This is a genomic window from Aestuariivirga sp., from assembly GCF_047602625.1.
Taxonomy (GTDB): domain Bacteria; phylum Pseudomonadota; class Alphaproteobacteria; order Rhizobiales; family Aestuariivirgaceae; genus Aestuariivirga.
In genome coordinates this window covers 1,017,575-1,041,516 of sequence record NZ_JASGGV010000002.1, presented here as the reverse complement: position 1 = coordinate 1,041,516, position 23,942 = coordinate 1,017,575, and the positions used below count along the sequence as shown (strand labels likewise).

The window sequence follows — 23,942 nt, the reverse complement described above, 5'->3', positions numbered from 1 at the left end:
CCGGTCCCCAAATATCTCAGGCGGCCTTTTTGAGCAGCCCGCGGTTGATCAGGCTTTCGGCGATCTGCACCGTGTTCAGCGCCGCGCCTTTCCGCAGATTGTCCGAAACGACCCAGAAGTTCAGGCCATTTTCGATGGTGGCATCCTCGCGGATGCGGCTGATGAAGGTGGCGTAATCGCCCACGCATTCGACCGGCGTCACGTAGCCGCCAGGTTCCCGCTTGTCGACCACCATGCAGCCCGGCGCTTCGCGCAGGGCCTCGCGCGCCTCGTCGGCGGTGATCGGCTGCTCAAATTCCACGTTCACCGCTTCAGAATGGCCCACAAAAACAGGCACGCGCACGCAGGTGGCGGTGAGCTTGATCTTGGGATCGAGAATCTTCTTCGTCTCGACGACCATCTTCCATTCTTCCTTGGTGTCGCCCGAATCCATGAAAACATCGATGTGCGGGATCACGTTGAAAGCGATCTGCTTGGTGAATTTCTTGGGCGTCGGTGCGTCGGTGACGAAGATGCCCTTGGTCTGGTTCCACAGCTCGTCCATCGCGTCCTTGCCGGCGCCCGAGACGGACTGATAGGTGGCCACCACCACGCGCCTGATCTTCGCCATGTCATGCAGCGGCTTCAGCGCCACAACAAGCTGCGCCGTCGAGCAGTTGGGATTGGCGATGATGTTGCGGCGGCTGGGCCGCTTCATATATTCTTCCAGCGCGTGGGCATTCACCTCCGGCACGATCAGCGGCACTTCCGGATCGTAGCGCCAGCAGGAGGAGTTATCGATGACGATGCAGCCCGTGGCGCCGATCTTCGGCGACCATTCCTTGGATACGGCAGATCCCGCCGACATCAGACAGAAATCAGCTTTCGAGAAATCGAACTGTTCAAGGTCGAGGCACTTGAGCGTGCGGTCGCCGAAAGAAACTTCGGTGCCCAGCGAGCGCCGGGAAGCGATGGCGAACACCTCGTCCACCGGAAACTCGCGCTCGGCGAGAATGTTCAACATTTCGCGGCCCACATTGCCCGTGGCGCCGACAACCGCAACCTTGTAACCCATTTGAAAGCTCCTTAACCTTTCGTTCCGCCCCCCGAGGGCATTCCCGCCCTGTATCCGGTTTGAAGTGGCTGGCCTCTCATCCCCCGCGGGGAGAGGACCGGGGGAGAAGGCTCACGCCGTTTTGGCGGTTTTGCTGATTGCCGCGGGCAGCAACAGCATCGGCCGCACCGCTACGGCGGAACGGGAAAATGCTGGGATGGCGAAAGAACGGGCCATGAACTGCCTCGAGGTTGACCGGGCGGCTTTAAGCGGGTCCCGCGCGGCTGTCAACGCCCACGCAGAAAGGGGTTGGCAGGGAGTGAATGCTTCGCTATTCAGCGCCCCAGCGATCCATGTTCTGTTTGCGGAGAGGTGGCAGAGTGGTCGATCGCGCCGCACTCGAAATGCGGAGTACGGGCAACCGTACCGGGGGTTCGAATCCCTCCCTCTCCGCCATTAATTTCTAGTATATCCGTAAACTCCTGATATGTCTCGCTGATCGCGCAAAGTGGCCGCGAAATGGGCCATTTTGCGCCGGCTAGTATCGAGATATTCGATCCGCACCAGAGACAACTCGGACTTCTGCGATAATCTTGCCCGGAATTCTCAGTTCGGCGTTATGGCAGTCAAGATCTCCGATGCAAACCGTCACGAAGTGATGCAGTTGGGGCGAGTCATGTGCATCGGGTTCCAAAGTGCTTGTCGGACAACTGCCTGGCAATTTACCGAAAGCGATAAGCTGGTATACTCCGGGGGTTCACAAACTCGGCGCACCTCGGTCCAATCCAAATAGTCAGACCGGAACGCACGAAGGCAGCTTCCCTGTACGAAAGCTGCCTCTGCATTGCCCGGACGGTCCTGCCACTTATCCTGCAGAGGCAAACCCCAGGATCTGCCGCTGACTGGGCCAATCGAGCGGAAGATCGTGAAGCGCCTGCAATCGGTTGGCAGTCAGTTCTGCAGGGGCGGTGCCATCCAGAATGGCCGTGATGATGTCTGGCGCCAGGAACCTGAGCGTGACGATGCGGCTCACATAGCTGTCGGTGAGCTTCTCGCGCTTGGCGACGTCGAGCATTGAGTTCACCTCACCAGTAGCAATCTGGTACCGCCAAGAATAACCCCGCGCAATCATCGTGACGAGCGACTGGTCGACAGGCCGCTGCGGAGTTTGGCCGCTCTGGAGGATAATGCGGGTTTCGCGACCGCGCCGTCCGACACGGATCGGCATCGAGATGGTGACAAGGTCCTCCGCTGCGCTTGAGATTGGGATGAGTTCACCATGAGACTTTCGTCCGGGCTCGCAACGAACAACGGTTTCCAAGGCACATCGCTTCAGTGACAGTACAATCTGCTGCGCGCCAATGACAATCCGGACCAATGTGGGCTTGAGGCCGACCAGCTGCTCGTAGGGCGGCTTCCTGGCAATGCTGTCGACGAACGTCTTGGCTCGGCCAATAAGCTCTTCAATCTCGGATGGTGATGGATCGGGCGCTGCGATCATCGATGCCACCTGCTGGGGATCGTGCAGGGCGCCCTAGATCATCTGGCAGACCGCTGCTTCGATCTCGGGTGCCGACAGCCAGATGCCGCTGGTGTTGCCCGGTTCGCGCACCAAGACATTGGAGATGTAATACCTGTATCGCCGGCCACCCTTGACCGCATGGCTGGGGGTGAGCCGTTCGCCCTGTTCATCGAAGATGAGGCCGGCGAGGGGGCTCGATACCGCAGCATTGGGCTGATCCCGCTCCCGGGCATTATTGGCTTGAAGCATCTCCTGAACTCTCTGGCTGACCTTCGCTTCGATGATCGCCTCGTGCTGGCCGTCGCTCAAGATGCCCTTGTGCGAGATCTTGTCCATGTAGATGAGGTTGGTCAGGATGCGGTAGATGTGACCACGACCGAGAAGGCTGCCAGAGGTCTTGGAAGTGGGGCGGCTCGTGATGCCTAGTGCGTCGACCGCATCCTTGACGGCCCGGACCGAGCCAAGCTCGAGGTACTTCTCGTAGAGCATCCGGACATGCTGGGCCTCCGGCTCGTCGATGACAAGTTCCCGCTTCTCCACGCGGTAGCCGAAGGGAACGCAGCCTCCCATCCACATGCCCTTCTTCTTGGAGGCTGCGATCTTGTCCCGGATGCGTTCACCGGTGACTTCGCGCTCGAACTGGGCGAAGGAGAGCAGGACGTTGAGCGTCAGGCGTCCCATGGACGTTGTGGTGTTGAACTTTTGGGTAACCGAGACGAACGATACGCCTCCGGCATCGAAGATCTCGACGATCTTCGAGAAGTCGAACAAGGATCTAGTGAGCCGGTCGATCTTGTAGACGACGACAACATCGATCCTTTTCTGCCGGATATCACCGAGAAGAGCATCCAGGGCGGGGCGCTCCAGTGTGCCGCCGGAATAGCCGCCGTCGTCATACTTGTGAGGGACGGCTTCCCAGCCCTCATGCTTCTGGCTCTTGATATAGGCTTCGCAGGCCTCGCGCTGGGCATCGAGCGAGTTGAAGTCCTGTTCAAGCCCCTCCTCAGAAGACTTCCGGGTGTAAATGGCACAACGGATGGTCTTGGGTGGATTAGCCATAAGACACTCCCCTATCGATACCAACAGAATGATCGCTGGTGCCCGCTTTCACTGCGGACGCGCTTTACACCCTTCCGATGCCAGTCTTCGACTTCTTCAGGCCGAAGAACACCGGACCGGACCACGGCGTGCCAGTAATCTCCCGTGCGATCACGGATAGGCTGCGCCAATTACGGTCCTGCCAGAGGAAGCCATCCTCCGTTACTAGCACATGGTGGGTGACGCCTTTCCAAACCCGGATCAGCCTCACGCCGGGTCGAAAAGCGGACGAAGCTGGCTGTGACACCTCTGGCTTCTCTTCTCCTGCACCACGACCAGTCTGCACGAGTTGACGATGGATGGCGGGCTTCAGCTTGCCGAAGGTCTTCACCTGTTGCTCCCAAGCGATGGTCTGCGTCAGGAAGCTCCGCTTCGCATGTCGCGGCGGGTCCGAACCGATCAACTCCATCCACTGTGACTTTAGCTCGGCAATACTCATGTCCTGCAGCATACGGATCTGTAGCAGCAGCTGGCGCCCGACCTCTGTGTCGGGCGCGGCCTTGCCAAGGCCATGTTGCTTCTGTCGAGCCATTACTCGGCTCCCGCGATGCGATAACGGCGGTCCTTGCCATCCTCCCGTGTGCTGGTGACATCCAGGCCCATCTTCTTCCTGACCGTCCCGCCAGGAACCCGCGCGCGCTGTGCGCCTGCCATTCGGTGGCTTTGATCAGCTCAGGGATCGATGCTCCATTTGGGCGCTGCAGCATTCCGAGGATTTGCTTGGTCTTGTTCGTGGGCTGCTTTTTGGACTTGATTGCCTTCTTTGTCATGGTGGTACTCCTGGGAGAGCCAGCCGATCTGGCCCTCGCACCACCTGAAGCCCGCGAGTACGGGCGCCTTCTTTTCGCGGCGCCTAAGGCTGGGCGCCCGATGGCCAACAGCAATGCTTTCTTTGCAAGCGAAGTCCACAAGAAATTGGTGACTCGCAACGTTCCATCGAGAGCCCCGCTGCCTGCTGGAAAGCGCTTCCGCTTTTTAATGTTGCGTTGAACAGTGGTAATTTATCAGATTGTCGGCGAATTAGTTTCAATCATTGGCCATTCACTTCGAAAGGTCGAAAAACTAATACCATAAAGAAGGATTGTTGATTCGCTGGAGTTCATAGTGGCGCAATTCGACCTCGATCAAATCTGGAGACAGGGCAAGATCCCGGTAGTTCTACGCCGAACGGGCCGCGGCCAGCGGATAAGGGCGAGGGTACCCTACGACGACGACAACCGACTTTGGCTTCAGAACGGTCGACGAACGGCGCCTGAATGGATCGGCGGGAAGGACTCTTATCGGGAGCTACCCAAGTCTTGGTTCAACGACTTCGTTGATCGAGCTCTGCAGCGCTATGGCAAGGTCTACATCATCCAGCCATATCGCGAGCAGGAGATCTGCGCGCGAGCGTGCCAAGAGGCATGAGGACACGAATGTCAGTGTTCCTGCATGGGCGCCAACCATGGCTTCGGCAATGACGGCAGCTGGTTCGAGGTCTCGGACACCTTCTCGACCCGCTGGGGCGAGCGCGAGCTCGCCTGTCGCCTGCTGACAGTCCGGTAGGAGCGAGTGCCTGTTGAGACGCCTACATCATCGGGTAACGGATGAATTGCTCGACTGCGCCATCGAGAAACACCCGCTCGATGTGATGCCCTGCGCCTTCAACGAGACTCCGCGCTACCATAGGCAGCTCCCGGATGGAGCGCTGAACGTCATCCATCGCGATCGGCACGTCGCTTTCCGGCACGTCGATCCGTGTGACGTTGTTCTTGCCGACCAGCAGATAGGCTTGGCCGAGGGCATTGCGGGATTGCGCCCGGGCGGCCGCATTGAAGGAGCGCATGAACGCCCAATCCCTGATACCGCCGTTGCGCGCCCGCTCATCGACAGTGAAGGTGGACTCACCAGTTCCCAGGCTCAAGATACGCACGTCCTCGCGCGCAATGTCGAAGCAGGCGAGGGCGTCGACCAGGGCATTCATGACCGGATTGTTGGCCCATATGCCGCCATCGATCATGATGTAGCCGTCGTCCTCGACACCGGGATAATAGGACGGGGCCGCCGTCGTGTGGAGCGTTACATGCGCGAACTTCTTGTGGCGGTCTTTCTGGTAGTACGGGTGGTGCGGCGTCTTATAGAGAAACGGCTCGCCGTGGCGCCCTTCGAAGCTCGGGATTACTAAGCGGGTAACGGCGTCGTTGAGCACCTTGTCGCCAAAGATCCGCAGCAGCTCTTCCTTGAGGGTGCCCTGGTCGTGCTTCGGCTTGAAAAGCCAGCGCAGCACCCTTGAAACCTTGCCGAGCCCAGCCGCCGGCGGAAAGATGCGATCGCCGCGCTCGAGATAGATGTTTAAGGCCTCTCGGACCGTCATCCCGTGGGCAAGGGCGAGCGCGATGATGCCGCCCGTTGAGGTGCCGGCAATCATGTCAAAGTGATTGATGATGGAGGCGCCGCCCAAAAAGCGACTTTCGAGTTCGGTCAGGACGGCCGCAGGAAACACGCCGCGAATGCCACCACCGTCGATCGACAGGATGCGGAACGGGCGGCCTTGCGGCCATGGCTGCTTTAGGCGAGCATGTTGGATCGCGCCGTCGGAGCGGCGCGGCGGAATATAGTTCATTGCATGGTCTCCGTTGCTTCGGCGGATTCCGACCCGGCGTGCCGCCCACCGCCGGTCCAGCGCTCGGTCATCAACCAAAGTTCGTAGCAGACGAGCCAGTCGAGCGACCAAGGGACGGTCGTGCTGGCGATGGTCATCGCTGGTGACCATTCCCTCTCACGAGGATCAAACAGGCAAAGGGTCGGATCCTCGGCCGGCGGATAGACATGTGGCAGTTGCCCCTCAGAATTACCGGGCAATCGGATCAGCTCCGGTGAGAGCACCCGCACCTCGGGGAACGACCCAAGTCCGTAGCGGATCTCCAGCAAGTAGCTCACATATCGCGGCCTCACGCTCCCCACCCACCGCGCAGATTGCGCGCGGCGGTTAATCCGGCGCGCCGCGAACAGCGGCCAGGTCGCCTTCATCGCGGCAACCTGCTTGTCGATGGAGAGGATCGCCGTCACCATCAGATATAGCACCCGAAGAAGGTGTGAGGCCGCGCCGCCAAAACCGCCGGATTGACGATCGGCGCCGCGACCGCGGCGGCGGAGGGCAACAGCATGCCGCCGCGCCGCGTGTAGAGCTGACGGGATTGCTGGATGCCGCCGCCGATCTCGGTGGCGATCTGGTCCGCGGCACGGGTCACGACGCGGTCGCCGAAGTCGTCGCGCAATGTGTCCATCATCGTGTTGGGGAACATCTCGCCCTTGCGCATCGCCTCGAGCGAACGGACGAGGTCGTGCAGGTGTTCGGCGAACTCACACTGTTGAGCGACGGATTCCGGCCAGCGGTCAGTGAAGACATCCATCGTGCATACCGGATTGGCGACATGCGTCGCCGCCGACGCTGCCCTTGAAGCCGGCCCCACTGATGACGGTGTCAGGCTCATTCTGGTGAAACAGCTTCTGGTGTCCTGCGCGAATGTCACCGATCTCGAACTGATCTGTCGTACGTTCTACAAGGACCATCCCGCCATTTCGGAGATCATAGCGCCGCATCGGCGCAACTTCGAATTCGCCAAGTGCATCCGGCACATCGCGGTTGGTCATGTCAACCCTGCGCTCAGCCAGAAGACCCTTGAATGGCGGCCGGAGCTCAACGCCGTCCTGATGAAACCTGGTGCGCCAGCAGAGGCCTTTCTTGGCTACTCGGTGTTAGAGACCGCGATCAACACCTTCGTGGATGGCGAACGGCACCGCATCTTTGAGAGCGACACCGACTTGTCTTACCCGCCGGATCTGACCCGCTTCCTTAATTTCTTGGGGGCGACCGTGCATGCCGGGATCGCCTACTGCGCTGCGGTGGCCGCCGCCGCGCTCGAGCACGCCAACCTACCCGACTTCAACGAGAACTGGCTGGAGCTGTCGGCGAAAGCGGGCGCCACGGACTTCGCCTTCATTACGCGCAAAGGGTAAATCGCATATGTCAGCCTCTACTACCGCGTTCGCATAACGGGGGTTATAGAAGTACTTTTGTGTCTCGCAAATAAGAATCAACTGTTGTGTTATTTGATAGGAAACATCAGTCTTAGAAAAGGTTACTTGATTTCGAAAACGACTTTCACCGATGAAGCTCCTGATTTGACCAATGCAATGGCATCATCGCAGGCCGAGAGGGGAAACCGGTGAGTGAGAATCCGGTCCATCGGGAGCAGGCCTCTTTCCAGCATGCGCATGGCGGTGGGATAGCAGTGGGGGCTCAGGTGTGACCCCCGGATTGTCAGTTCCTTGCGGTCGCCGATGATTGTCCAGTCTACTGATGCAGGTTTGGTAAAAACACTGAATTCGACAAAGGTCCCCATCTTGCGGACCGCGTCCAAGCCTTGCGCCACGCCGTCGGGGCTACCCGTCGCCTCAATATACACATCGCAGCCGTATCCGCCGGTGAGCTTGCGAATTTCGGCGGCGGCGTCACTCTTTTTCGGATTGAGGCCGACATCGGCCCCAACTTCACGTGCCGCGGCAAGCCGTTCGTCGACAAGGTCCACGGCGATGATCTGGGCCGCCCCTTTCATCTTCGCGGCGGCAATCATGCCGAGACCGAGCGGTCCGCACCCAGCAATTACAACTGTGTCGTTAAGCTGAATATTGCCCTGATTTACAGCGTGAATGGCACAGGCCAAGGGTTCGATGAAGACGGCGTGATGAAGCGGGATCGTCTTGGGGACGCGATGATTGATCGCCTTCGGCGGAAACAGCATATATTCCGCCCAAGCGCCCGGTGTGGCCTGCCGAAATCCATAGACATCATTGATTTCGCACATCCAGTAATAGCCATCGCGGCAATAGCGGCAGCTGCGGCAGGGAACGATCTGTTCCGAGATCACGCGGTCTCCGATTTGCAAATTGTCACGCTCGCCTGTTCCATCGCCAAGCGCGGCTACTTCCGCAATGAATTCATGCCCGGCGATGACGGGCGGCTGGCAATAGCCGCCGGGCGCCCCAGCTGTGCCCCAGAACATTGGTGCTCCGAGCCAGCACTTGAGATCGCTAGCACAGACGCCCGCATAGCGGATCTTCGCAAGAACTTCGCCCGGGCCCGGCTGCGGCACCGGAACCGTCTCAAAGCGATAATCCATGGGGCCATGACAAACAATCGCTTGCATGGAGTCCGGAATGTTGGGCAGAGCGCGATCCATCGAACTGTGTCTCCTACCAGCAAGTGTACCCTGCATCCGCGCTCAAAATGGTTCCAGTCAGAAGACTGGCGGCATCGGAAGCAAGAAAGAGAACGGCAGATGCAATTTCGTCCGGCCTGCCAAGGCGGCCCATCGGCGTGAGATCAAGCCATTCGGCGAACATGGGATCTGCTTTTGCAAACGTCAGCAAAGGGGTGTCAATGTAGGTTGGGGCAACGGCGTTGACCCTGACGCCGCGCTTCGCCCATTCTGCCGCCATGGACCGGGTCAGATGATGAACGCCTGCCTTCGCGGTATTGTAATGGCTTTGCGCTTGTGGGCGATTTACAATTTGCCCGGACATTGATCCGATATTGATGATCGACCCCTGTCCTTTCTGCAGCATGAGTTTTCCAAACGCCCGGCAGCATCGGAAAACACCAGTAAGGTTGATGTCTATCATGCGTGCCCAGTCCGCGTCGGGCATTTCCTCAGCACCTATCCCTGCCTGGGCGATGCCTGCGTTGCAGACAAGAATGTCGGGCGTCAGCCCTGCCTCGGCTAGCCGGCCTGCAAGGCGATCAATGCCGTCTGTGTCCGTGACATCAAGAACATATGAGCGTGCAGAGAATCCTTTTGCCGCCAAGGCTTTTGCGCCGGCCGCCGTGCGGCTTTCGTTTTGGTCGGTGACGATGACATTCGCGCCTGCCTCCGCCAATGCTTCCACGCAGGCAAGCCCGATCCCTTGCCCGGCGCCTGTCACGAGCGCGATTTGGCCGTTGAGCTGAAATTTCTCGAGATACATAGAATGCCTATCTCTCATGTTCATTTGGAGGCGCGTTCACCCGTGCGGGCCAGGCTGATGCCTATCCGGTTGGCGGCATTGGTCAGATGGCGTGTCATTGCCTGGCGGGCGGCCGCCTTGTCGCGCGCCCGGATCGCTTCCAGAATCGCCCGGTGCTCAGCGATCGTCACCTGGTTGACATTGGCTTCCGTGCTGTTTGTCCGTGTAAGTTCGATGCTCTCCCGAAGATGCTCGGCGATGAACGTCACGGTTTCGAGAATGAAGACGTTACCAGAACCCGCCGCCACCGCGCGGTGAAAGGCGATGTCATACTCGACGCCGCTTTTGCCCCAATCCATGGTGCGCACCATTTCGTCGAAAGCCTCTTCGATGGCTTGCATCTCGTCATCGCTTCTGAGATCGGCTGCGAGTTCCGCCGATTTGACCTCAAGCGTTTCGCGCAGTTCAAAGAGCGCGCGATGCCGGTCGTTGACAGTGAGACTCTCGGGGTGGTCGAGGCGCAAGACCGGCCGCGGGCGTTGCGAGACAAAGGCTCCAATTCCTTGCCGCGATTTCGATGATGCCTTCATTCCTCAGGCGGGCGATCGCCTCGCGCACGACGTTGCGGCTGACGCCGTAGGTTTCGGCCAGCGAGACTTCGGTGGGCAGCCGGGATCCCGGCACAAGGCCACCCGCCGCGATTTCTTGCTTTATGAGCCCGGATATCCGGTCGGGGAGATAGGGACTTCGGGTAAGTTGTTCCGGCTTAAATGACATTCTTGCACCATGTTTCCGGCAGAATGCGGCCCGGATTGAGCAGGTTGTCCGGATCAAGCATCTGCTTGAGCCCTGTCATAAGTCGGCGCGCGACCGGGTCCAAGCGGCTTTCGAAGGCATGCCGCTTGGCGATGCCGATACCGTGTTCGGCGCTGATGCTGCCATTTAGTTCGTCCACCAGCAGAAAGAGGGCTTCTTCAATCTCGGAGATCAGAGGTAAAAATGCGTCGATTGGCAGGGTTTCCGAGCGCATCACATTGAAATGCAAATTGCCGTCACCGACATGGCCATAGGCAAGCGGCAGGGCTCCGGGAGAGATCTTTTCAACAAGTTGGGTCGCGCGACGAATAAATTCTGCGACTGCGGAAACGGGCGTGGAAATGTCGGTCCGGAGATAAGGGCCGAGGCGAGCCTGGCTTTCAACGATACGTTCGCGCAACGCCCATATGTTGGCGGTTTGGTCGGCGCCATGCGCGATGGCACCATCGAGAATGATGCCATCTTCGATCATGTGGGCCAATGCTGATTTAAGCCAGGGCCTAAGTGGCGGGCCGCCGGCGGAAGACAATTCCACGATGGCGTAACTGGGATAGCTCGACTCAAGCGGATTGCGAACGCCTGCTTCCGTTTCGCACACGCGATCTACAGCACTTCCCATCATCAGCTCGAAAGCCGTAATCAGATCTCCTGCTTCAGCCCGAAATCGCCGAAATAGTTCTACAGTCGATTCGATAGAGGACGTGGAGACAAAAAGCGTCTCGAGCTGTGTGATTTTGGGCAACAGACGGACAGCTGCTGCCGTGACGATTCCGAGAGTTCCTTCAGAGCCGATGAAGAGCTGTTTGAGATCGTATCCTGTGTTGTCTTTCTGAAGGCCGCGAAGATGTTTGAAAACACTTCCGTCGGGAAGCACGGCTTCAATGCCCAGAATTTGGTTGCGGGCCATGCCATAGCGTACGACGTTGATGCCGCCGGCATTGGTCGCGATGGTTCCGCCGATCTGACAGCTGCCTTCTGACCCGATCGACAATGGGAAAAATGCGCCTTCCGCTTCGACGGAGGCTTTGAAATCAGCAAGAACACACCCCGCCTCGACGATGGCTACGCCATTGAGCGTGTCGATTTTGCGAATGGCTTTCATTCGTTCGAGGCTAAGTACAAGCTCGTTGCCAGCTCCAGACGGAATTGCGGCACCGACCAGCCCGGTGTTACCCCCCTGCGGAACAATGGGAACCTTTCTGGCTCCGCACCAGCGGACGACGGAGGAAACCTCTTCCGTGGTGCGCGGCCTCACAACTGCAAGCGGCGTTCCGTGATAGTCCCCCGTGAAGTCGCCGCTATACCGCGGCAACGCCTCGGCGGGCACAGCCAAATCGTTGCCGAATTCGGAAATCAGGGCATCCACCAGCGCGGACGAACCTGGCGAAGCCGTGTTCGTCATGCTGTTTCTCCTCCCATAGCCGTTGACACAGGTAAATGGTTATGTGTATGTTGAGTTGTCCAACATTAGGATGACCAGACATTTTTGGCAAGCCTGAAAGAGATTGGACCCGGCACGGAGGGCTGGAAAACAGAGGAGAAACGCCATGTTCGTCACTTCCAATGGCGAAAAGGTCTTTGTGATTGATGCCCATTGCCACGTGTGGGACGCGCGTCCGTCTAACATTCGGAACCGTAATGGGCAGATGTTCATCAACACGTTTTTTGGTGCCCACAATGCGCTGACGCCGCCCGAGGATCGCTGGACGGCGGAACGCTTCAGTTACCAGGGTGCGGAAAGGGCGGCGAAAGATCTCTTCGAGGATGGGCATGTCGACATGGCGGTCATGCTGCCGGTCTATCTTTATGATTTCTTCAACGATGGCTTCAACACAACGACGCAATGCGGATCGTTAAAGGATCTCTATCCCGAACGCGTCATTCTCAATGGCCGCATCGATCCGCGCGACGGCGGCCGGGGACTCGACAGGCTTGAACGCGATTTTGAAAAATGGCGCTTCACCGGCGTGAAACTCTATACCGCCGAATGGAACGGCGCCTCTCGCGGCTATTCCATGAAGGATCCCTTCGTTGTTCCCTATCTTGAAAAGTGCCGTGAACTTGGTATCCGCAACATTCACTTGCACAAGGGCCCGACGACATACCCCCTCGACTACGATGCATTTGACGTGCGGGATGTCGACTATATCGCCACCAACTATCCCGACCTCAACTTTATTATTGATCACTGCGGCATGCCGCGCATCGACGACTTTTGCTTTATCGCCGGGCAGGAGCCCAATGTGTACGGTGGGCTTGCCCTGATACCGTCCTATATTCACGCACGGCCCAAATTCTTCGCCAAGATGCTGTCCGATCTTCTGTTCTGGGTTGGTCCCGACAGGCTTCTGTTCGGCTCGGACTATGCGATCACCAGCCCCGGCTGGATCATCGAGAAGTTCATGGATTTCCAGTTCGACGACGACACGGCGCAGGAGGCCGGAACCCAGCTTACGCTTGACGTAAAACGGAAAATTCTGGGGTTGAATGCCGCCAAGTTATATGGCGTAAGCGTTCCCTCGGAATTCGCCTTGCCCAAGGCCGCTTGACGTGGAAGGCGTTCCACCAGTTGAGCTTCAACAGCGCGAGCGCGAAGTTCGCGGCGCCATCGCCGCGGTTCGTGACCCCGAGATTGATGAGGCGGTCGCAGATCTCGACTTCGTGGTTGGTGTTAAAGTCGCTGCGGGCGACGTAACCGTTTCGCTGCGGCTGCCCACGTTCTGGTGTCCCGTCAACTTCGTCTACCTCATGGCGGAAGAAATGCGAGCCGCAGTGATGAATCTCCCTTGGGTATCCGCCTTTCATCTAAATCTTATGGATCATTTCGCGAGCGCGGAGATCAACGCCGGCGTGAACGGCAGCCGCGCATTTGATGCGGCCTTTCCCCGCCATGCGTCCGGGACGCTCGACACCTTGCGCCGCGACTTCGCCGTGAAGGGCATGTTGATGCGCCAGGGGCGCCTCGTCAATGCCTTGCGGCGCCAAGGATTGCAGGACCCCACGTTTGCAAGCGCTACGATCGGGGAGTTGGAACAGATCGCCGCCACTCATCGGATAGAAGATCTCTTTTCTGACTATATCGAAAAGCGCCGAGAGGCGGGGCTTCCGGTCCTCGCGAAGGAACCTGGCATCTGCGATACGAAGGGCGCCGCTGTGTCCGATCTTGCCGTTCACATGCGCGAGATCCGGCGCGTCTCGACAAATGCAGCGGCAAACGGCGAAATGTGCCGGATGCTCGTCGCGGCGCGCCGCCAAGGCGTAGTCTGCAGTGGCTCGCATGCGTTGCCTTTCAGCGCTTCTCAATCCCCCAGGAGACGATTTGATGAGTGAAGCCAAATTCCGCCTGCTGCACACGATGCTGCGGGTCAAGGACCTCGACAAGTCAATTGATTTTTATACACGGCTGCTTGGCATGAAGCTGTTGAGGCGCAATGAATTCCCAGAAGGGAAATTCACGCTTGCCTTCGTCGGCTATGGGCCTGAGCAATCCAATGCCGTGATCGAGCTGACGTATAACTGGGACAAACCCGAGGGCTATGAGCTTGGCACCGCCTATGGGCACATCGCGCTAGGCGTCCGCGACATTTATGGCATCTGCAAGGAGCTCGAGGCAAATGGCGCGAAGATCCCGCGTAAGCCCGGCCCCATGATGCATGGCACGACACACATCGCTTTCATTGAAGATCCTGATGGCTACAAGGTTGAACTGATCGATCTTGATACGATGACCTGGAGCTGACCCGGAGGTACCCGGCCTTCCCGGAGCGAAGTTCCGATCTAGTGCTGAAGTATAAGACCCTGCGGTGACGCAACGTCGCGGGCTGGAAGAAGACGTCCATTTTTCAAGGGAGGAAAACATGAAAAAGGACACTATCGACATGATGAATGCCTTCGGAAGGGCAGTTGCCAGCCGGCAATCCTTCCTAAGGGACACAGCCGTCAGCCGCCGTGAGTTCTTGCGCAACTCTTCGCTTCTTGCAGCGGGCTTTGCTGCGGCAGGCACCGGGACTGTCATTCGCCCGCGTGTCGCACACGCCGCGGACTGGTCTCTGGCAGAGGCGGCCAAGCCTTATGCCGGAACGACAGTGCGCATATCCAATCTCGCAGGCTATCCACATAATGACTTCATGCGCCAGTTCGTGCCCGACTTCGAAAAGGAAACAGGAATCAAAGTCACAATCGACACCGTGCAGTATGGCGAGGCGGTTGGCAAGCACATGCAGCTGCTTGCGACAGGTTCTGACGAATACGACCTCTACAACATCGATTCGATCTGGTTCCCTGGCTATGCCCCTTATATGGAGCCATTGACATCCTTCATGGCGGATTCAAACCTTTCGGACCCGAACTTCAACTACAACGACCTCTCTGCGGAATGCCAGAAGACGAACAGCTATCTGGATGAAGTCTACATGTTCTCGAACATGTTCACTTTCCCAATTCTGGCTTACCGCAAGGATTGGTATGCTGAGGCTGGCCTTAAAGCCCCCGTGACTTGGAAGGAACTCTACGATCAGGCAGCGCAGTTCACCAAGGGTGATCACTATGGATACGTGATCCATGGCCTCCGCACGGCGATGATGGAAATGGTGACCATTCCCTTCCTGTCGATGGGTGGCACGGTGTTTGATGACTACCTCCATCCGACATTCTCACAGCCGCCTGAGAACTTCGAGAATGCAAAGCACGCGATGCAGATCATCCGTGACATCTACCAGAACAAGATCACTCCGCCGGGTTCACTTGACTTCGAGCTTGGCGAAGCTTCGGCGGCGTATTCGCAGGGCAACATCGCCATGAATCTCAACTGGGCCATCATCTTTGCGGTGCAGGAAGATCCAAAGCAATCAAAGGTCGCCGGCAAGAACGCCTATGCATGGCCGCCCACCGGGTTTGACACGCCTGCTCCGAACGGCGAAGTGACAGGCGGCTATACCCGGCTTGCCAGCTTTGGTCTGGCGATTGCAAAATCGTCTGCCAATAAGGAAGCTGCCTTCCTGTTCTCGCAGTGGCTGTCTTCTCCCGCCATTCAGGAAAAAATCCTTCAAGCAGGTGATGCGGCGCCGTCGCGAGTTTCGCTCCTTGAGAAATACAAAGACAAATATGGGCACTTCCCGATTCTTCTTGAGTCAACGAAGCTCGTCGGCAAGAAACTCTGGGACGCCCCGAAGATTGCCAACGAGCGGCAATGGGAAGACACGGTGGCTATTGCTTTCCAGGACTGCATGATCGGCAAGACGAACGTAGAAGACGCGATCGTCACCGCTGACAAGGAAGTCGGAAAGCTCATGAAGCAATATGGCTTCTACCAGGGCGACAAGGAATATCCCAAGACGGTTACATCGAACTACAAGGGTACTCCGAAGGTCGAACTTCTCTAACCTCCCACAACTTCCAGGCGGCGGACTTCAATGTTGCCGCCTGGCCTTTTGAGGCAACGGATGCGTTCATGGCCGACACTGTGAAAAATACGCCCTATCGCGCGCCATTGCTGCGCCGGCTGCGTCCGCTATTTTTTCTTAGTCCGACGCTTATCATTCTTCTGTCGATCACTTTGTTTCCTCTGCTTTATTCCCTGTATCTTGCCAGCCACACAGTCATCCTCACGAACCCGATGCTATCCGGCTGGTCGCTTGGCGACAATCTGAAGGAAGTCTTCGAGTTCGGGCGACTATTGGCAGTCGCTGCTCACAACGCTATTTCTCGTGGTGGCGGTGGTGACAGTCGAATTTGTGCTTGGTCTTCTGCTGGCTTCGATTTTCTTTCACAGCTTCCGTGGGCGCGATTTTCTGTTTCCGCTCTTTCTCATGCCGATGATGCTGACACCCGTGGTCGTGGGAACGATCTGGCGTTTTCTTTTCAACGGTGAATTCGGCCTCATCGCCGGCATACTCAAGGCGATGGGCGTGCAAAACTACTCAATACTCAATAACCCAGACACAGCACTGTTTGGAATCATTGTCGCGGACGTATGGCAATGGACACCGTTCATGCTCTTGCTCCTGCTTGCCGGCATGCGTGCGCTGCCGCAGTCACCCTTTGAGGCTGCGGAAGTTGATGGCGCCAGCCGCTTTCGCGTTTTCGTCGACATCATGCTGCCGATGATGCGGCCCATCATTGCCATTGCGCTTCTCATCCGCACGATTGACGCCTTCAACCGTATGTTTGACACGATCTACATCATGACCAACGGCGGTCCTGGGCGCGTGACAGAAATTCTCCCCGTCATGGCTTTCAGATCGTCCTTCGAATATTTTTTTATGCACCAGGGAGCAATCATCGCGCTGTCGATGCTGGTCATCATTACCGCTATGACGAAACTGCTGAACCGGTTCATGACCGGGGGGAAGGGGGCCTGAACATGCGCGCGCCCAAAAGCAGATCATACTGGATCGCTGTTGCCGTCATTCTCGTCGTCTATGGAGTCTTCTCGCTTCTACCCATCGCCTACCTGATCGTGTCTTCCTTCAAGACGCAGCAGCAGATTTATGCTGGAATTGGTTCGACGTTCTGGTTTTCACCGACACTCGACTCCTACCGGTTTATCTTCGAAACCAAGCCGATGCTGCACATGCTGACCAACACACTCATCGTTTCGGTGGGCAGCACCGTCTTTTCGCTGGTTTTCGGCACACTCGCCGCTTACGGGCTGGCGCGCTTCTCGTTTCGCGGGCGGGATGATCTTGCCTTCTACATTCTGTCAGTCCGCATGTTTCCGCCGATCGTTGCGGCATTGCCGATTTTCATGATCTTCAAGACGATGGCGCTTCTCGATACAAAGCTTGGGCTTATCATCGCCTACACTTCCTTCAACCTTCCTTTCGTGGTGTGGATGATGACGGGGTTCATCAAAGCGGTGCCGGTGCAACTGGAGGAGGCCGCGATGATCGACGGGCAGACCCAGCTCGGCGCGATCCGTGACATTCTGCTGCCTGTGCTGCGGCCCAGCATCATTGCCGTGGCTATTTTCTGTATCATCTTCTCGTGGAACGAGTTTCTTTTCGCGCTGATCCTGACGAAGGCAAAGGCGAAGACGCTGCCGGTTGCCATACCGGAGTTCATTACGTGGACGGAGGTCGGGTGGAACTACGTTGCGGCAGCCGGAATGGTCCTCGTAATGCCGGTGCTCCTCTTCTCGATTCTCGCGCAAAAATACATGGTTCGCGGCATGTCGATGGGCGCGATCAAGGATTAGGAGAAACCAGTGGCGAATATTGAAATCCGCGATCTCAGGAAAAAATTCGGGTCCCTAGAGGTGATCCCCGGCTTTTCGCTGGACGTGAAAGACCGCGAGTTCATCAGTCTTCTCGGGCCCTCGGGGTGCGGCAAGTCAACGATTCTCCGCATCACTGCAGGTCTTGAGGAGTTGACGAGTGGACATGTGCTCATAGGCGGGCGCGATGTCACTTCACTCGAACCGCGTGATCGCGATATCGCGATGGTTTTCCAGAACTATGCTCTGTATCCCCAGAAAACGGTCTTTGAGAACCTGGCCTATGGACTCCGGATCCGCAAGACGCCAGACGCCCGTGTAAAGCAGCGCGTAAGGGAAGTCGCCGCAGTCCTTCAAATCGAGCAGCTTCTGGAGCGCAAGCCCTCCCAGTTATCTGGTGGCCAGCAGCAGCGCGTGGCCATGGGCAGGGCGATCATGCGGGAGCCGCAAGCGTTTCTCTTCGATGAGCCGCTGTCCAACCTTGATGCGAAGCTGCGGAATCATATGCGTGTTGAGATCCGTGAGTTGCAGCAGCGGCTTGGCGTTACCACGCTCTACGTCACCCACGATCAGGTCGAAGCCATGACGATGTCGGACCGCATCGTCGTGTTGAACGGTGGGAAGGTCGAGCAAATCGGAAAACCGATTGAAATCTATGAAAGGCCGGCAAGTTTGTTCGTGGCAAATTTTATCGGCTCCCCAGCTATGAACATGCTGGATGTACAGTCGGATGGCCAACTTGTCCGGGTAGCGTCGGGAGAAACCCTTCCGGCGCCTGGTGCACCGGTTGGGTCGTTTGTCATGGGCATCCGCCCTGAGCGGTTACGGTTTGGAACTAAGGCGCTGGAAACTGCATTACCATTCAGCATTTCTCTGGTGGAGGAACTGGGTTCGCAAAAAGTAATTCATGGAACAGCAGGCGGGAACTCCATTTCTGTTACCTTTCCGGAAGATGCGGCGCTGCCGGGCGGAACCGCCTATGTAGAGTTTCCGAAGCAGCACATGCATTTTTTTAGAAGCGACACTGGACTTCGTATGTGAGGCTTGTTTCGAAACCGCGTTCTCTGAACATGAGCGGGACTGACTTTCACGCGCAGTGCGCGCCAGCCGGTTCGGGAATCAGTGATTTATGTTAAATGTCTTTTAGAGTGCTTTAATCTTAGACGTCACCATATCCCGCATTTGTGAAGTAGTTTCTGTGACCTGCTCCCCTGAAATGTCCCCGGTTTGCGGTTAGTCTGTTCTCTGGAAAGGAGACGGACGATGAAGAAGAGCAGGTTCACCGAGGAACGGATCATTTCGATCCTGAAGGAGCATCGCGCTGGCTTGTCGGCGGCGGATCTGTGCCGGAAGCACGGGATCAGCGATGCGACGTTCTACAAGTGGCGTTCGCAATATGGCGGCATGGAAGTGTCCCAGGCCCGGAAGCTGAAGGTTCTGGAAGAAGAGAACGCCAAGCTGAAGAAGCTGCTGGCGGAGTCGATGATGGATGCATCGACACTCCGCGAGATGTTGTCAAAAAACTTCTGACGCCCAGTTCGAGGAGGAATGCCGTGGATTGGGCGATGAAGGAGAAGGCGTATAGCCAGCGCCATGCCTGTGCCCTGGTGGGGATCGATCCGAAGGTCTACCGCTACCAGTCACAGCGCCCTGACGATGCTGGCTTGCGGCGGCGGCTGAAGGAGCTTGCCAGCCAGCGGCGGCGGTTCGGCTACCGGCGGCTTCACATCCTGTTGGAGCGTGAAGGCGTCCATGTGAACTGGAAGAAGCTGTATCGGCTCTATCGCGAGGAGCGTCTTACGGTCCGCAAGCGTGGCGGCCGGAAGCGGGCTCTTGGCACCAGGTCGCCCATGAACATCCCGCAGGAGCCGAACCAGCGCTGGAGCCTGGATTTCGTGTCCGACGCCCTGACCGATGGCCGACGGTTCCGGGTGTTCTGTGTCATCGACGACTTCAGCCGGGAATGCCTCGCCGCCGTCGCCGACAACTCGATCTCCGGCCACCGAGTTGCGAGGGAGCTGGACCGCATCGTCGAAAGCCGTGGCTGTCCCCTGATGGTGATGAGTGACAACGGCACGAAGCTCACCTCGAATGCCATCCTGCAGTGGCAAGAGGAACACGCCGTCGAATGGCACTACATCGCCCCCGGCAAACCCATGCAGAACGGCTTCGTCGAAAGCTTCAACGGCCGACTGCGCGACGAGTGTCTCAACGCGCACTTGTTCGTAAGTTACCGGCAGGCGCAGAACATCATCGAAGAATGGAGGACCGACTACAACCAGAACCGCCCACACACGAGCCTGAACGGGCTCACCCCAGTCGAGTTTGCAAACCGGTCCAACATGGACCAAAACCTGAACAGGACCAACCTATAAGCGAGGGCATTCAGGGGAGCAGGTCAACCGCAAGGCCACAGCCTATCTGGCCTTCGCAAAAATCGCCGCTGTGCGTCTCTGGCTCAGGTTTTATGAGTCCGAAGCCCAGGGTTGTTTTTATAACGCGGCAGCCTCGCTGCTTGCTGCATTGAAGAGCTGGCCGAGAATCGTCTGTTCAAATGACGCAATCTCGGCGGCCCCCCGCCGCCGGGGGCGCGGCAGATCGATTGCCAGGTCGAGAGCAATTTTCCCTGCGTCCAGAACGACCACGCGATCGGCAAGCACGACGGCCTCACTCACATCATGCGTCACGAGCACGGCGGTAAAGCGCTTTTCCAGCCATACCCTTTCCAGCAACTGCTGCATTTCGATGCGTGTCAGCGCATCCAGCGCACCAAGCGGTTCATCCAGCGCCAGAAGCGAAGGCGCGCCGATCAGCGCGCGCGCCAGGGCCACGCGCTGGCGCTGGCCGCCCGAAAGTGTCGACGGCCAATCCCCGCCGCGCGCACCAAGCCCGACCTCTTCGAGAATGGCGGCGGTGCGTGATTCGCCTTCGGCGCGCAGCGGCAGGCCCGTCAGGCCGACGGCGACATTGGCTGAAACCCTTGCCCATGGCAGAAGCCGCGGCTCCTGAAACATGATGCGGGTTCCGGCCCGTTCCTGAACAGCTGCATTCCGAAGGATATTGCCGCTTGTCGGTTTGTCCAAACCAGCCAGCAGGCGGAGGAGGGTGGATTTTCCACAGCCGCTTTTGCCAATGACGGCAAGGAACTGCCCTTGCGGGACCACGAGGTCGATGCCGCGCAGGACATGCACAGGGCCAAAATGCCGTGTCACGCCCTGGATTGCGAAGGACGTCCCAGGCGTCATGTCAAAGGCCATCATCCGCCCTTCGTCTGAAAGGCGGGATGCCATTGCAGCGCCATGCGCTCCAGCGCGCGGGCGAGAACATCAGCCAGTTTTCCCAGAAGCGCGTAGATGAGAATTGAAAGCACGACTACATCGATCATCAGGAACTCGCGCGCCTGCATCGCCATGTAGCCAAGGCCGGATTGCGCGGCGATGGTTTCCGCCACGATCAGCGTCAGCCACATGATGCCGAGTCCGTAGCGGAGGCCGGTGAAGATCGCCGGCAGCGCGCCCGGCAGGATCACTTTGCGGAACAGATCCCAGCGGCCCATGCCATAGGTCTTCCCCATCTCGATCAACTGCGGGTCAACGCTCTGCACGCCCAGCAGCGTGTTCACATAGATCGGAAAGAAGACGCCGAGCACCACGAGAAAAATCTTCGCAGTCTCGCCGATGCCGAACCACAGGATGACGAGCGGGATCAGCGCGAGGTGCGGTACATTGCGGATCATCTGCAGCGTGGTGTCGCTTATATCGCGCGACTTGCGCGAGAGGCCATTGGCAAGCCCCAGCGCAAAGCCGAAGCTGCCGCCGATCGCCAGGCCAAGCAGCGCGCGGCCTGTGCTGACCAGCATATTATGCGGCAGCTCACCCGACAGCGTGAGCCGCCATCCCGCTTCGAGAATGGCGGATGGAGAGGGAAGCACATTGGGTGCAAGGAATCCCAAGCGCGACAGGGCTTCCCATATGATGACCAGCACCGCCGGCAGCAGCCAGCCGATCCAGCCCTGCTCCCAGATGGACCCAGCCTCACGCGCATCGGAAGCGGATATGGCGGCCATCGGCCGGTTCAGGCCTTTGCCCACACGGCATCGGCGATCTTGATTTCCTTGGGGATGAGGCCAAGCTTGAAGAAGCGGTCGGCGGTGGCCTGCTGGCCCGCGATGATCTCGGGCGTCAGGGGGAAGATTCCGAACTGCGCCCGCTCCGCCGCCAGTGTCTGCGCCTCCAGGGGAACGCCCGTCACTTCATGAAGCGCTTCCGCCACCTTGCCGCGGTTGGCATCGGCCCAGGCGGCCGCCGTCTTGAGCGCCGCAAGCGTCGCGTCGATGGTACCGCCATTGTCCTTGGCAAAATCCGGGTTGGCGAGAAAATAGGTGTTGACCTTCAGCACATCGGGCGATCGCACCAGCACCGTGGGCTTGTAGTTGACTTCCGCCACCGCGAGGAAGGGATCCCAGATCGACCATGCATCGACCTGATCGGCCGCAAAAGCCGCCGACGCGTCCGGCGGCGGCAGATAGTGAACCTCGATGTCGTTCAGGCTCAGGCCCTTTGACTCCAGCGCGGCGACAAGCAGATTGTGAGCGCTGGTTCCCTTGCCGACCGCCACCTTCTTGCCCTTGAGGCCTTCGATGGTGGTGATGCCGGAAGACGGCTTGGCAATCACTGCCTCACCCTTGCCATTCGACGGCAGGGCGGCGACGTACACGATCTTGGCGCCCGCCGCCTGCCCGAAGATCGGCGGCGCATCGCCCGTCCAGCCGACATTGATGGCGCCCGCGTTCAGGGCCTCGATGATCGGCGGCCCGGCATTGAACTCCACCCATTCCACGTTGACGGATTTATCCTTGAGCGCGTCCTCCACCACATGCTGCTGCTTGGCGATCACCGGCAGGTTGGTCTTCTGGTAGCCAATCCTGATGGTGCCGGACGTCGCGGCGCGGACCGGAACCGCAAGCGTAGCCGCAGCGGCAAATGCGCCTAATCCCAATTGGCGGCGGGTGATGGTCGGCATGTCAAACTCCTTCGGGTAACCAATGGGGGTTATAAGACGATTTTATACGTAGAATATATAGAGGTATATCGTGCGAGACATCGCTTTGACGATATAGAAATTCTCAGCAATCAGATTAAATTTTCCTCAGTTGTCCGGTTCTCTGCATCTTAATACACTGCTAAAACAGTAGTGATTAGACAAGCAGGTGCCATTGTGCTGCTTTCCCCCCGGTCCCTTCCAACTCTCGATTTTTCTCGGCTCTCTGGGAAGAACAAAAACAGACAGGCCTTTCTCGCCGAACTGCGGGACACCGCGCGGAGCCTTGGTTTCTTCTATCTGACCGGTCACGGTATCGATGCCGCCTTGGTGGATGAGGTGCTGGCGCTCTCGCGGAAATTTTTCAGCCTGCCGGAGGATGACAAGCTGGAAATCCAGATGGTCAAGTCGCCGCAGTTCCGCGGCTATAACCGCGCGGGCCTCGAGCATACGCGGGGCAAGCCGGACTGGCGCGAGCAGGTGGACATCGGGCCGGAACAGCCAGCCCGCCCAATCGACCGGTCCGCGCCTGCCTGGACGAGACTGATCGGACCGAACCAGTGGCCATCCGCCCTTCCGGAATTGAAGTCCACCCTGTTGCGCTACCAAGACGACGTGACGGCGCTCGGCATCCGCATCACCGAGGCGCTGGCGGAATCCTTGGGACAGGATCCGAAAGTCTTCGCGCCTATCTATACGCCAGCACCGAACCAGCTTCTGAAGATCATCCGCTATCCCGGCCGCAAGCGCGAGGACGGTGATCAGGGCGTTGGCGCGCACAAGGATTCAGGCTTCGTCACCGTGCTGCTGCAGGACAGGGTGGGCGGGCTTCAGGTCGAAGGGCCGGATGGCTGGATCGAAGCGCCGCCGGTGCCAGGCACCTTCATTGTCAATATCGGTGAATTGCTTGAGATGGCCTCAGGCGGCTATCTGCGCGCCAATGTGCACCGCGTGGTGTCGCCGCCCGAGGGTGGCGACCGCCTTTCGGTGGCCTTCTTCCTTGGCGCGCGGCTGGACTCAACCGTGCCTGTTCTCGATCTGCCTATCGATCTTGCCGCCCATGTGCGCGGCGTAACGCAGGACGCCCAGAACCCGCTCTTCCGCGAAGTGGCGAAGAACTATCTCAAGAGCAGGCTGCGTTCGCACCCCGACGTGGCGCGCGCCCACCACGCCGATCTTCTCGACCCTGCCGAACGCAACAAACCGCTCGCTGCCGCATCAGCCTATTGATCCCG

General features: G+C 58.4%; 26 protein-coding genes, 1 tRNA gene and 1 pseudogene. 12 read left to right on the top strand and 16 right to left on the bottom strand.

Features of this window, described 5'->3' with window-relative positions:
• Window positions 1–16 precede the first annotated feature (16 nt).
• On the bottom strand, window positions 17–1,054 hold the full coding sequence (locus tag QM694_RS10085; protein ID WP_415006806.1) for an aspartate-semialdehyde dehydrogenase: 1,038 nt from the start codon (window positions 1,052–1,054) through the stop codon (window positions 17–19).
• Window positions 1,055–1,399: 345 nt separating this feature from the next.
• Between QM694_RS10085 and QM694_RS10080 the strand changes: the two genes are divergently transcribed.
• Window positions 1,400–1,489 (top strand) — tRNA-Ser (locus QM694_RS10080).
• Window positions 1,490–1,898: 409 nt separating this feature from the next.
• On the opposite strand, the gene QM694_RS10075 is transcribed toward QM694_RS10080, so the two are convergent.
• The 7 genes and pseudogenes from QM694_RS10075 to QM694_RS10045 all read right to left on the bottom strand — a co-directional run bounded on the left by QM694_RS10075 (window position 1,899) and on the right by QM694_RS10045 (window position 7,045).
• A complete protein-coding gene (locus QM694_RS10075; protein WP_415006805.1) occupies window positions 1,899–2,534 on the bottom strand; it encodes a hypothetical protein in 636 nt (211 codons plus the stop codon).
• Window positions 2,535–2,567: 33 nt separating this feature from the next.
• Entirely contained in the window at window positions 2,568–3,614 is a 1,047-nt protein-coding gene (locus QM694_RS10070) for a recombinase family protein (protein ID WP_415006804.1), read from the bottom strand.
• Window positions 3,615–3,678: 64 nt separating this feature from the next.
• The gene (locus tag QM694_RS10065) at window positions 3,679–4,185 is read right to left on the bottom strand and encodes a DUF2924 domain-containing protein (RefSeq protein WP_415006803.1); all 507 of its coding nucleotides are present in this window, start codon (window positions 4,183–4,185) and stop codon (window positions 3,679–3,681) included.
• Between the two features lie 97 nt (window positions 4,186–4,282).
• Window positions 4,283–4,423 (bottom strand): annotated as a pseudogene (locus QM694_RS10060) (DUF3489 domain-containing protein); the annotation flags it as partial.
• A 797-nt stretch (window positions 4,424–5,220) separates the two neighbouring features.
• A complete protein-coding gene (locus tag QM694_RS10055; protein ID WP_415006802.1) occupies window positions 5,221–6,255 on the bottom strand; it encodes a CBASS cGAMP-activated phospholipase in 1,035 nt (344 codons plus the stop codon).
• A complete protein-coding gene (locus QM694_RS10050; RefSeq protein WP_415006801.1) occupies window positions 6,252–6,704 on the bottom strand; it encodes a hypothetical protein in 453 nt (150 codons plus the stop codon). The genes QM694_RS10055 and QM694_RS10050 overlap by 4 nt, the downstream gene beginning before the upstream one ends.
• Entirely contained in the window at window positions 6,704–7,045 is a 342-nt protein-coding gene (locus QM694_RS10045) for a hypothetical protein (RefSeq protein ID WP_415006800.1), read from the bottom strand. Before QM694_RS10045 ends, QM694_RS10050 begins: the two co-directional genes overlap by 1 nt.
• On the opposite strand from QM694_RS10045, the gene QM694_RS10040 reads away from it, so the two are divergent.
• Window positions 7,032–7,652 carry a hypothetical protein gene (locus QM694_RS10040; RefSeq protein WP_415006799.1) on the top strand — a complete coding sequence of 207 codons (621 nt, stop codon included), beginning with the start codon at window positions 7,032–7,034 and terminating at the stop codon, window positions 7,650–7,652. The two genes, QM694_RS10045 and QM694_RS10040, sit on opposite strands and share 14 nt — an antisense overlap.
• Window positions 7,653–7,774: 122 nt before the next feature.
• Here QM694_RS10040 and QM694_RS10035 read toward each other — a convergent pair whose 3' ends face one another.
• The 5 genes from QM694_RS10035 to QM694_RS10015 are packed head-to-tail and all read right to left on the bottom strand — an operon-like array spanning window position 7,775 to window position 11,856.
• Complete coding sequence (locus tag QM694_RS10035; protein ID WP_415006798.1) at window positions 7,775–8,875, bottom strand: zinc-binding dehydrogenase; 1,101 nt, start codon at window positions 8,873–8,875, stop codon at window positions 7,775–7,777.
• A 13-nt stretch (window positions 8,876–8,888) separates the two neighbouring features.
• Window positions 8,889–9,659 carry an SDR family NAD(P)-dependent oxidoreductase gene (locus tag QM694_RS10030; protein WP_415006797.1) on the bottom strand — a complete coding sequence of 257 codons (771 nt, stop codon included), beginning with the start codon at window positions 9,657–9,659 and terminating at the stop codon, window positions 8,889–8,891.
• A gap of 20 nt (window positions 9,660–9,679) precedes the next feature.
• Window positions 9,680–10,162, bottom strand: a complete 483-nt coding sequence (locus tag QM694_RS10025; protein WP_415006796.1) for a FadR/GntR family transcriptional regulator — start codon at window positions 10,160–10,162, stop codon at window positions 9,680–9,682.
• Window positions 10,104–10,415, bottom strand: coding sequence for a FadR/GntR family transcriptional regulator (locus QM694_RS10020; RefSeq protein ID WP_415006795.1), 312 nt, complete (start codon window positions 10,413–10,415; stop codon window positions 10,104–10,106). Before QM694_RS10020 ends, QM694_RS10025 begins: the two co-directional genes overlap by 59 nt.
• On the bottom strand, window positions 10,405–11,856 hold the full coding sequence (locus QM694_RS10015) for an FAD-binding oxidoreductase (protein ID WP_415006794.1): 1,452 nt from the start codon (window positions 11,854–11,856) through the stop codon (window positions 10,405–10,407). Before QM694_RS10015 ends, QM694_RS10020 begins: the two co-directional genes overlap by 11 nt.
• Before the next feature lie 145 nt (window positions 11,857–12,001).
• Between QM694_RS10015 and QM694_RS10010 the strand changes: the two genes are divergently transcribed.
• From QM694_RS10010 to QM694_RS09970, 9 genes are all read left to right on the top strand, one after another.
• Window positions 12,002–13,003 (top strand): amidohydrolase family protein, encoded by a 1,002-nt coding sequence (locus QM694_RS10010; RefSeq protein WP_415006793.1) that lies wholly within the window; start codon window positions 12,002–12,004, stop codon window positions 13,001–13,003.
• A 1-nt stretch (window position 13,004) separates the two neighbouring features.
• Window positions 13,005–13,784 (top strand): iron-sulfur cluster assembly protein, encoded by a 780-nt coding sequence (locus tag QM694_RS10005; protein WP_415006792.1) that lies wholly within the window; start codon window positions 13,005–13,007, stop codon window positions 13,782–13,784.
• Window positions 13,777–14,193 carry a lactoylglutathione lyase gene (gene gloA, locus QM694_RS10000; protein ID WP_415006791.1) on the top strand — a complete coding sequence of 139 codons (417 nt, stop codon included), beginning with the start codon at window positions 13,777–13,779 and terminating at the stop codon, window positions 14,191–14,193. Before QM694_RS10005 ends, gloA begins: the two co-directional genes overlap by 8 nt.
• Before the next feature lie 118 nt (window positions 14,194–14,311).
• Window positions 14,312–15,835: an ABC transporter substrate-binding protein gene (locus tag QM694_RS09995; protein WP_415006790.1), complete on the top strand. Its 1,524-nt coding sequence runs from the start codon at window positions 14,312–14,314 to the stop codon at window positions 15,833–15,835.
• A gap of 68 nt (window positions 15,836–15,903) precedes the next feature.
• Entirely contained in the window at window positions 15,904–16,323 is a 420-nt protein-coding gene (locus QM694_RS09990; RefSeq protein WP_415006789.1) for a hypothetical protein, read from the top strand.
• Window positions 16,211–16,813 (top strand): carbohydrate ABC transporter permease, encoded by a 603-nt coding sequence (locus QM694_RS09985; protein ID WP_415008604.1) that lies wholly within the window; start codon window positions 16,211–16,213, stop codon window positions 16,811–16,813. Before QM694_RS09990 ends, QM694_RS09985 begins: the two co-directional genes overlap by 113 nt.
• A gap of 2 nt (window positions 16,814–16,815) precedes the next feature.
• Window positions 16,816–17,649, top strand: a complete 834-nt coding sequence (locus QM694_RS09980) for a carbohydrate ABC transporter permease (protein WP_415006788.1) — start codon at window positions 16,816–16,818, stop codon at window positions 17,647–17,649.
• A gap of 9 nt (window positions 17,650–17,658) precedes the next feature.
• Window positions 17,659–18,708 carry an ABC transporter ATP-binding protein gene (locus QM694_RS09975; protein ID WP_415006787.1) on the top strand — a complete coding sequence of 350 codons (1,050 nt, stop codon included), beginning with the start codon at window positions 17,659–17,661 and terminating at the stop codon, window positions 18,706–18,708.
• A gap of 222 nt (window positions 18,709–18,930) precedes the next feature.
• Window positions 18,931–20,042, top strand: a protein-coding gene (locus QM694_RS09970) for an IS3 family transposase (RefSeq protein WP_415006786.1) whose coding sequence is annotated in 2 segments (ribosomal slippage) — window positions 18,931–19,183 and window positions 19,183–20,042 — 1,113 coding nt in all. Because the reading frame shifts where the segments join, the coding sequence is not laid out codon by codon here.
• A 117-nt stretch (window positions 20,043–20,159) separates the two neighbouring features.
• On the opposite strand, the gene QM694_RS09965 is transcribed toward QM694_RS09970, so the two are convergent.
• Genes QM694_RS09965 through QM694_RS09955 form a run of 3 tightly spaced genes read right to left on the bottom strand, consistent with a single transcriptional unit; the run spans window position 20,160 to window position 22,689 of the window.
• Window positions 20,160–20,957 (bottom strand): ATP-binding cassette domain-containing protein, encoded by a 798-nt coding sequence (locus tag QM694_RS09965; RefSeq protein ID WP_415006785.1) that lies wholly within the window; start codon window positions 20,955–20,957, stop codon window positions 20,160–20,162.
• Window positions 20,924–21,733 (bottom strand): ABC transporter permease subunit, encoded by an 810-nt coding sequence (locus QM694_RS09960; RefSeq protein ID WP_415006784.1) that lies wholly within the window; start codon window positions 21,731–21,733, stop codon window positions 20,924–20,926. The genes QM694_RS09965 and QM694_RS09960 overlap by 34 nt, the downstream gene beginning before the upstream one ends.
• Before the next feature lie 8 nt (window positions 21,734–21,741).
• Window positions 21,742–22,689 carry an aliphatic sulfonate ABC transporter substrate-binding protein gene (locus tag QM694_RS09955; RefSeq protein WP_415006783.1) on the bottom strand — a complete coding sequence of 316 codons (948 nt, stop codon included), beginning with the start codon at window positions 22,687–22,689 and terminating at the stop codon, window positions 21,742–21,744.
• A gap of 195 nt (window positions 22,690–22,884) precedes the next feature.
• Here QM694_RS09955 and QM694_RS09950 point away from each other — a divergent pair, with 195 nt between their 5' ends.
• Complete coding sequence (locus tag QM694_RS09950; RefSeq protein ID WP_415006782.1) at window positions 22,885–23,937, top strand: isopenicillin N synthase family dioxygenase; 1,053 nt, start codon at window positions 22,885–22,887, stop codon at window positions 23,935–23,937.
• The last annotated feature ends 5 nt before the right edge of the window (window positions 23,938–23,942 follow it).

What these genes read in the sequence shown, in the direction of transcription:
- QM694_RS10085 (WP_415006806.1), bottom strand. Translation starts at nt 1,054, where the DNA reads ATGGGTTACAAGGTTGCGGTTGTCGGCGCCACGGGCAATGTGGGCCGC.
- QM694_RS10075 (WP_415006805.1), bottom strand. Translation starts at nt 2,534, where the DNA reads ATGATCGCAGCGCCCGATCCATCACCATCCGAGATTGAAGAGCTTATT.
- QM694_RS10070 (WP_415006804.1), bottom strand. Translation starts at nt 3,614, where the DNA reads ATGGCTAATCCACCCAAGACCATCCGTTGTGCCATTTACACCCGGAAG.
- QM694_RS10065 (WP_415006803.1), bottom strand. Translation starts at nt 4,185, where the DNA reads ATGGCTCGACAGAAGCAACATGGCCTTGGCAAGGCCGCGCCCGACACA.
- QM694_RS10055 (WP_415006802.1), bottom strand. Translation starts at nt 6,255, where the DNA reads ATGAACTATATTCCGCCGCGCCGCTCCGACGGCGCGATCCAACATGCT.
- QM694_RS10050 (WP_415006801.1), bottom strand. Translation starts at nt 6,704, where the DNA reads ATGGTGACGGCGATCCTCTCCATCGACAAGCAGGTTGCCGCGATGAAG.
- QM694_RS10045 (WP_415006800.1), bottom strand. Translation starts at nt 7,045, where the DNA reads ATGGATGTCTTCACTGACCGCTGGCCGGAATCCGTCGCTCAACAGTGT.
- QM694_RS10035 (WP_415006798.1), bottom strand. Translation starts at nt 8,875, where the DNA reads ATGGATCGCGCTCTGCCCAACATTCCGGACTCCATGCAAGCGATTGTT.
- QM694_RS10030 (WP_415006797.1), bottom strand. Translation starts at nt 9,659, where the DNA reads ATGTATCTCGAGAAATTTCAGCTCAACGGCCAAATCGCGCTCGTGACA.
- QM694_RS10020 (WP_415006795.1), bottom strand. Translation starts at nt 10,415, where the DNA reads ATGTCATTTAAGCCGGAACAACTTACCCGAAGTCCCTATCTCCCCGAC.
- QM694_RS10015 (WP_415006794.1), bottom strand. Translation starts at nt 11,856, where the DNA reads ATGACGAACACGGCTTCGCCAGGTTCGTCCGCGCTGGTGGATGCCCTG.
- QM694_RS10010 (WP_415006793.1), top strand. Translation starts at nt 12,002, where the DNA reads ATGTTCGTCACTTCCAATGGCGAAAAGGTCTTTGTGATTGATGCCCAT.
- gloA (WP_415006791.1), top strand. Translation starts at nt 13,777, where the DNA reads ATGAGTGAAGCCAAATTCCGCCTGCTGCACACGATGCTGCGGGTCAAG.
- QM694_RS09995 (WP_415006790.1), top strand. Translation starts at nt 14,312, where the DNA reads ATGAAAAAGGACACTATCGACATGATGAATGCCTTCGGAAGGGCAGTT.
- QM694_RS09990 (WP_415006789.1), top strand. Translation starts at nt 15,904, where the DNA reads ATGGCCGACACTGTGAAAAATACGCCCTATCGCGCGCCATTGCTGCGC.
- QM694_RS09980 (WP_415006788.1), top strand. Translation starts at nt 16,816, where the DNA reads ATGCGCGCGCCCAAAAGCAGATCATACTGGATCGCTGTTGCCGTCATT.
- QM694_RS09965 (WP_415006785.1), bottom strand. Translation starts at nt 20,957, where the DNA reads ATGGCATCCCGCCTTTCAGACGAAGGGCGGATGATGGCCTTTGACATG.
- QM694_RS09960 (WP_415006784.1), bottom strand. Translation starts at nt 21,733, where the DNA reads ATGGCCGCCATATCCGCTTCCGATGCGCGTGAGGCTGGGTCCATCTGG.
- QM694_RS09955 (WP_415006783.1), bottom strand. Translation starts at nt 22,689, where the DNA reads ATGCCGACCATCACCCGCCGCCAATTGGGATTAGGCGCATTTGCCGCT.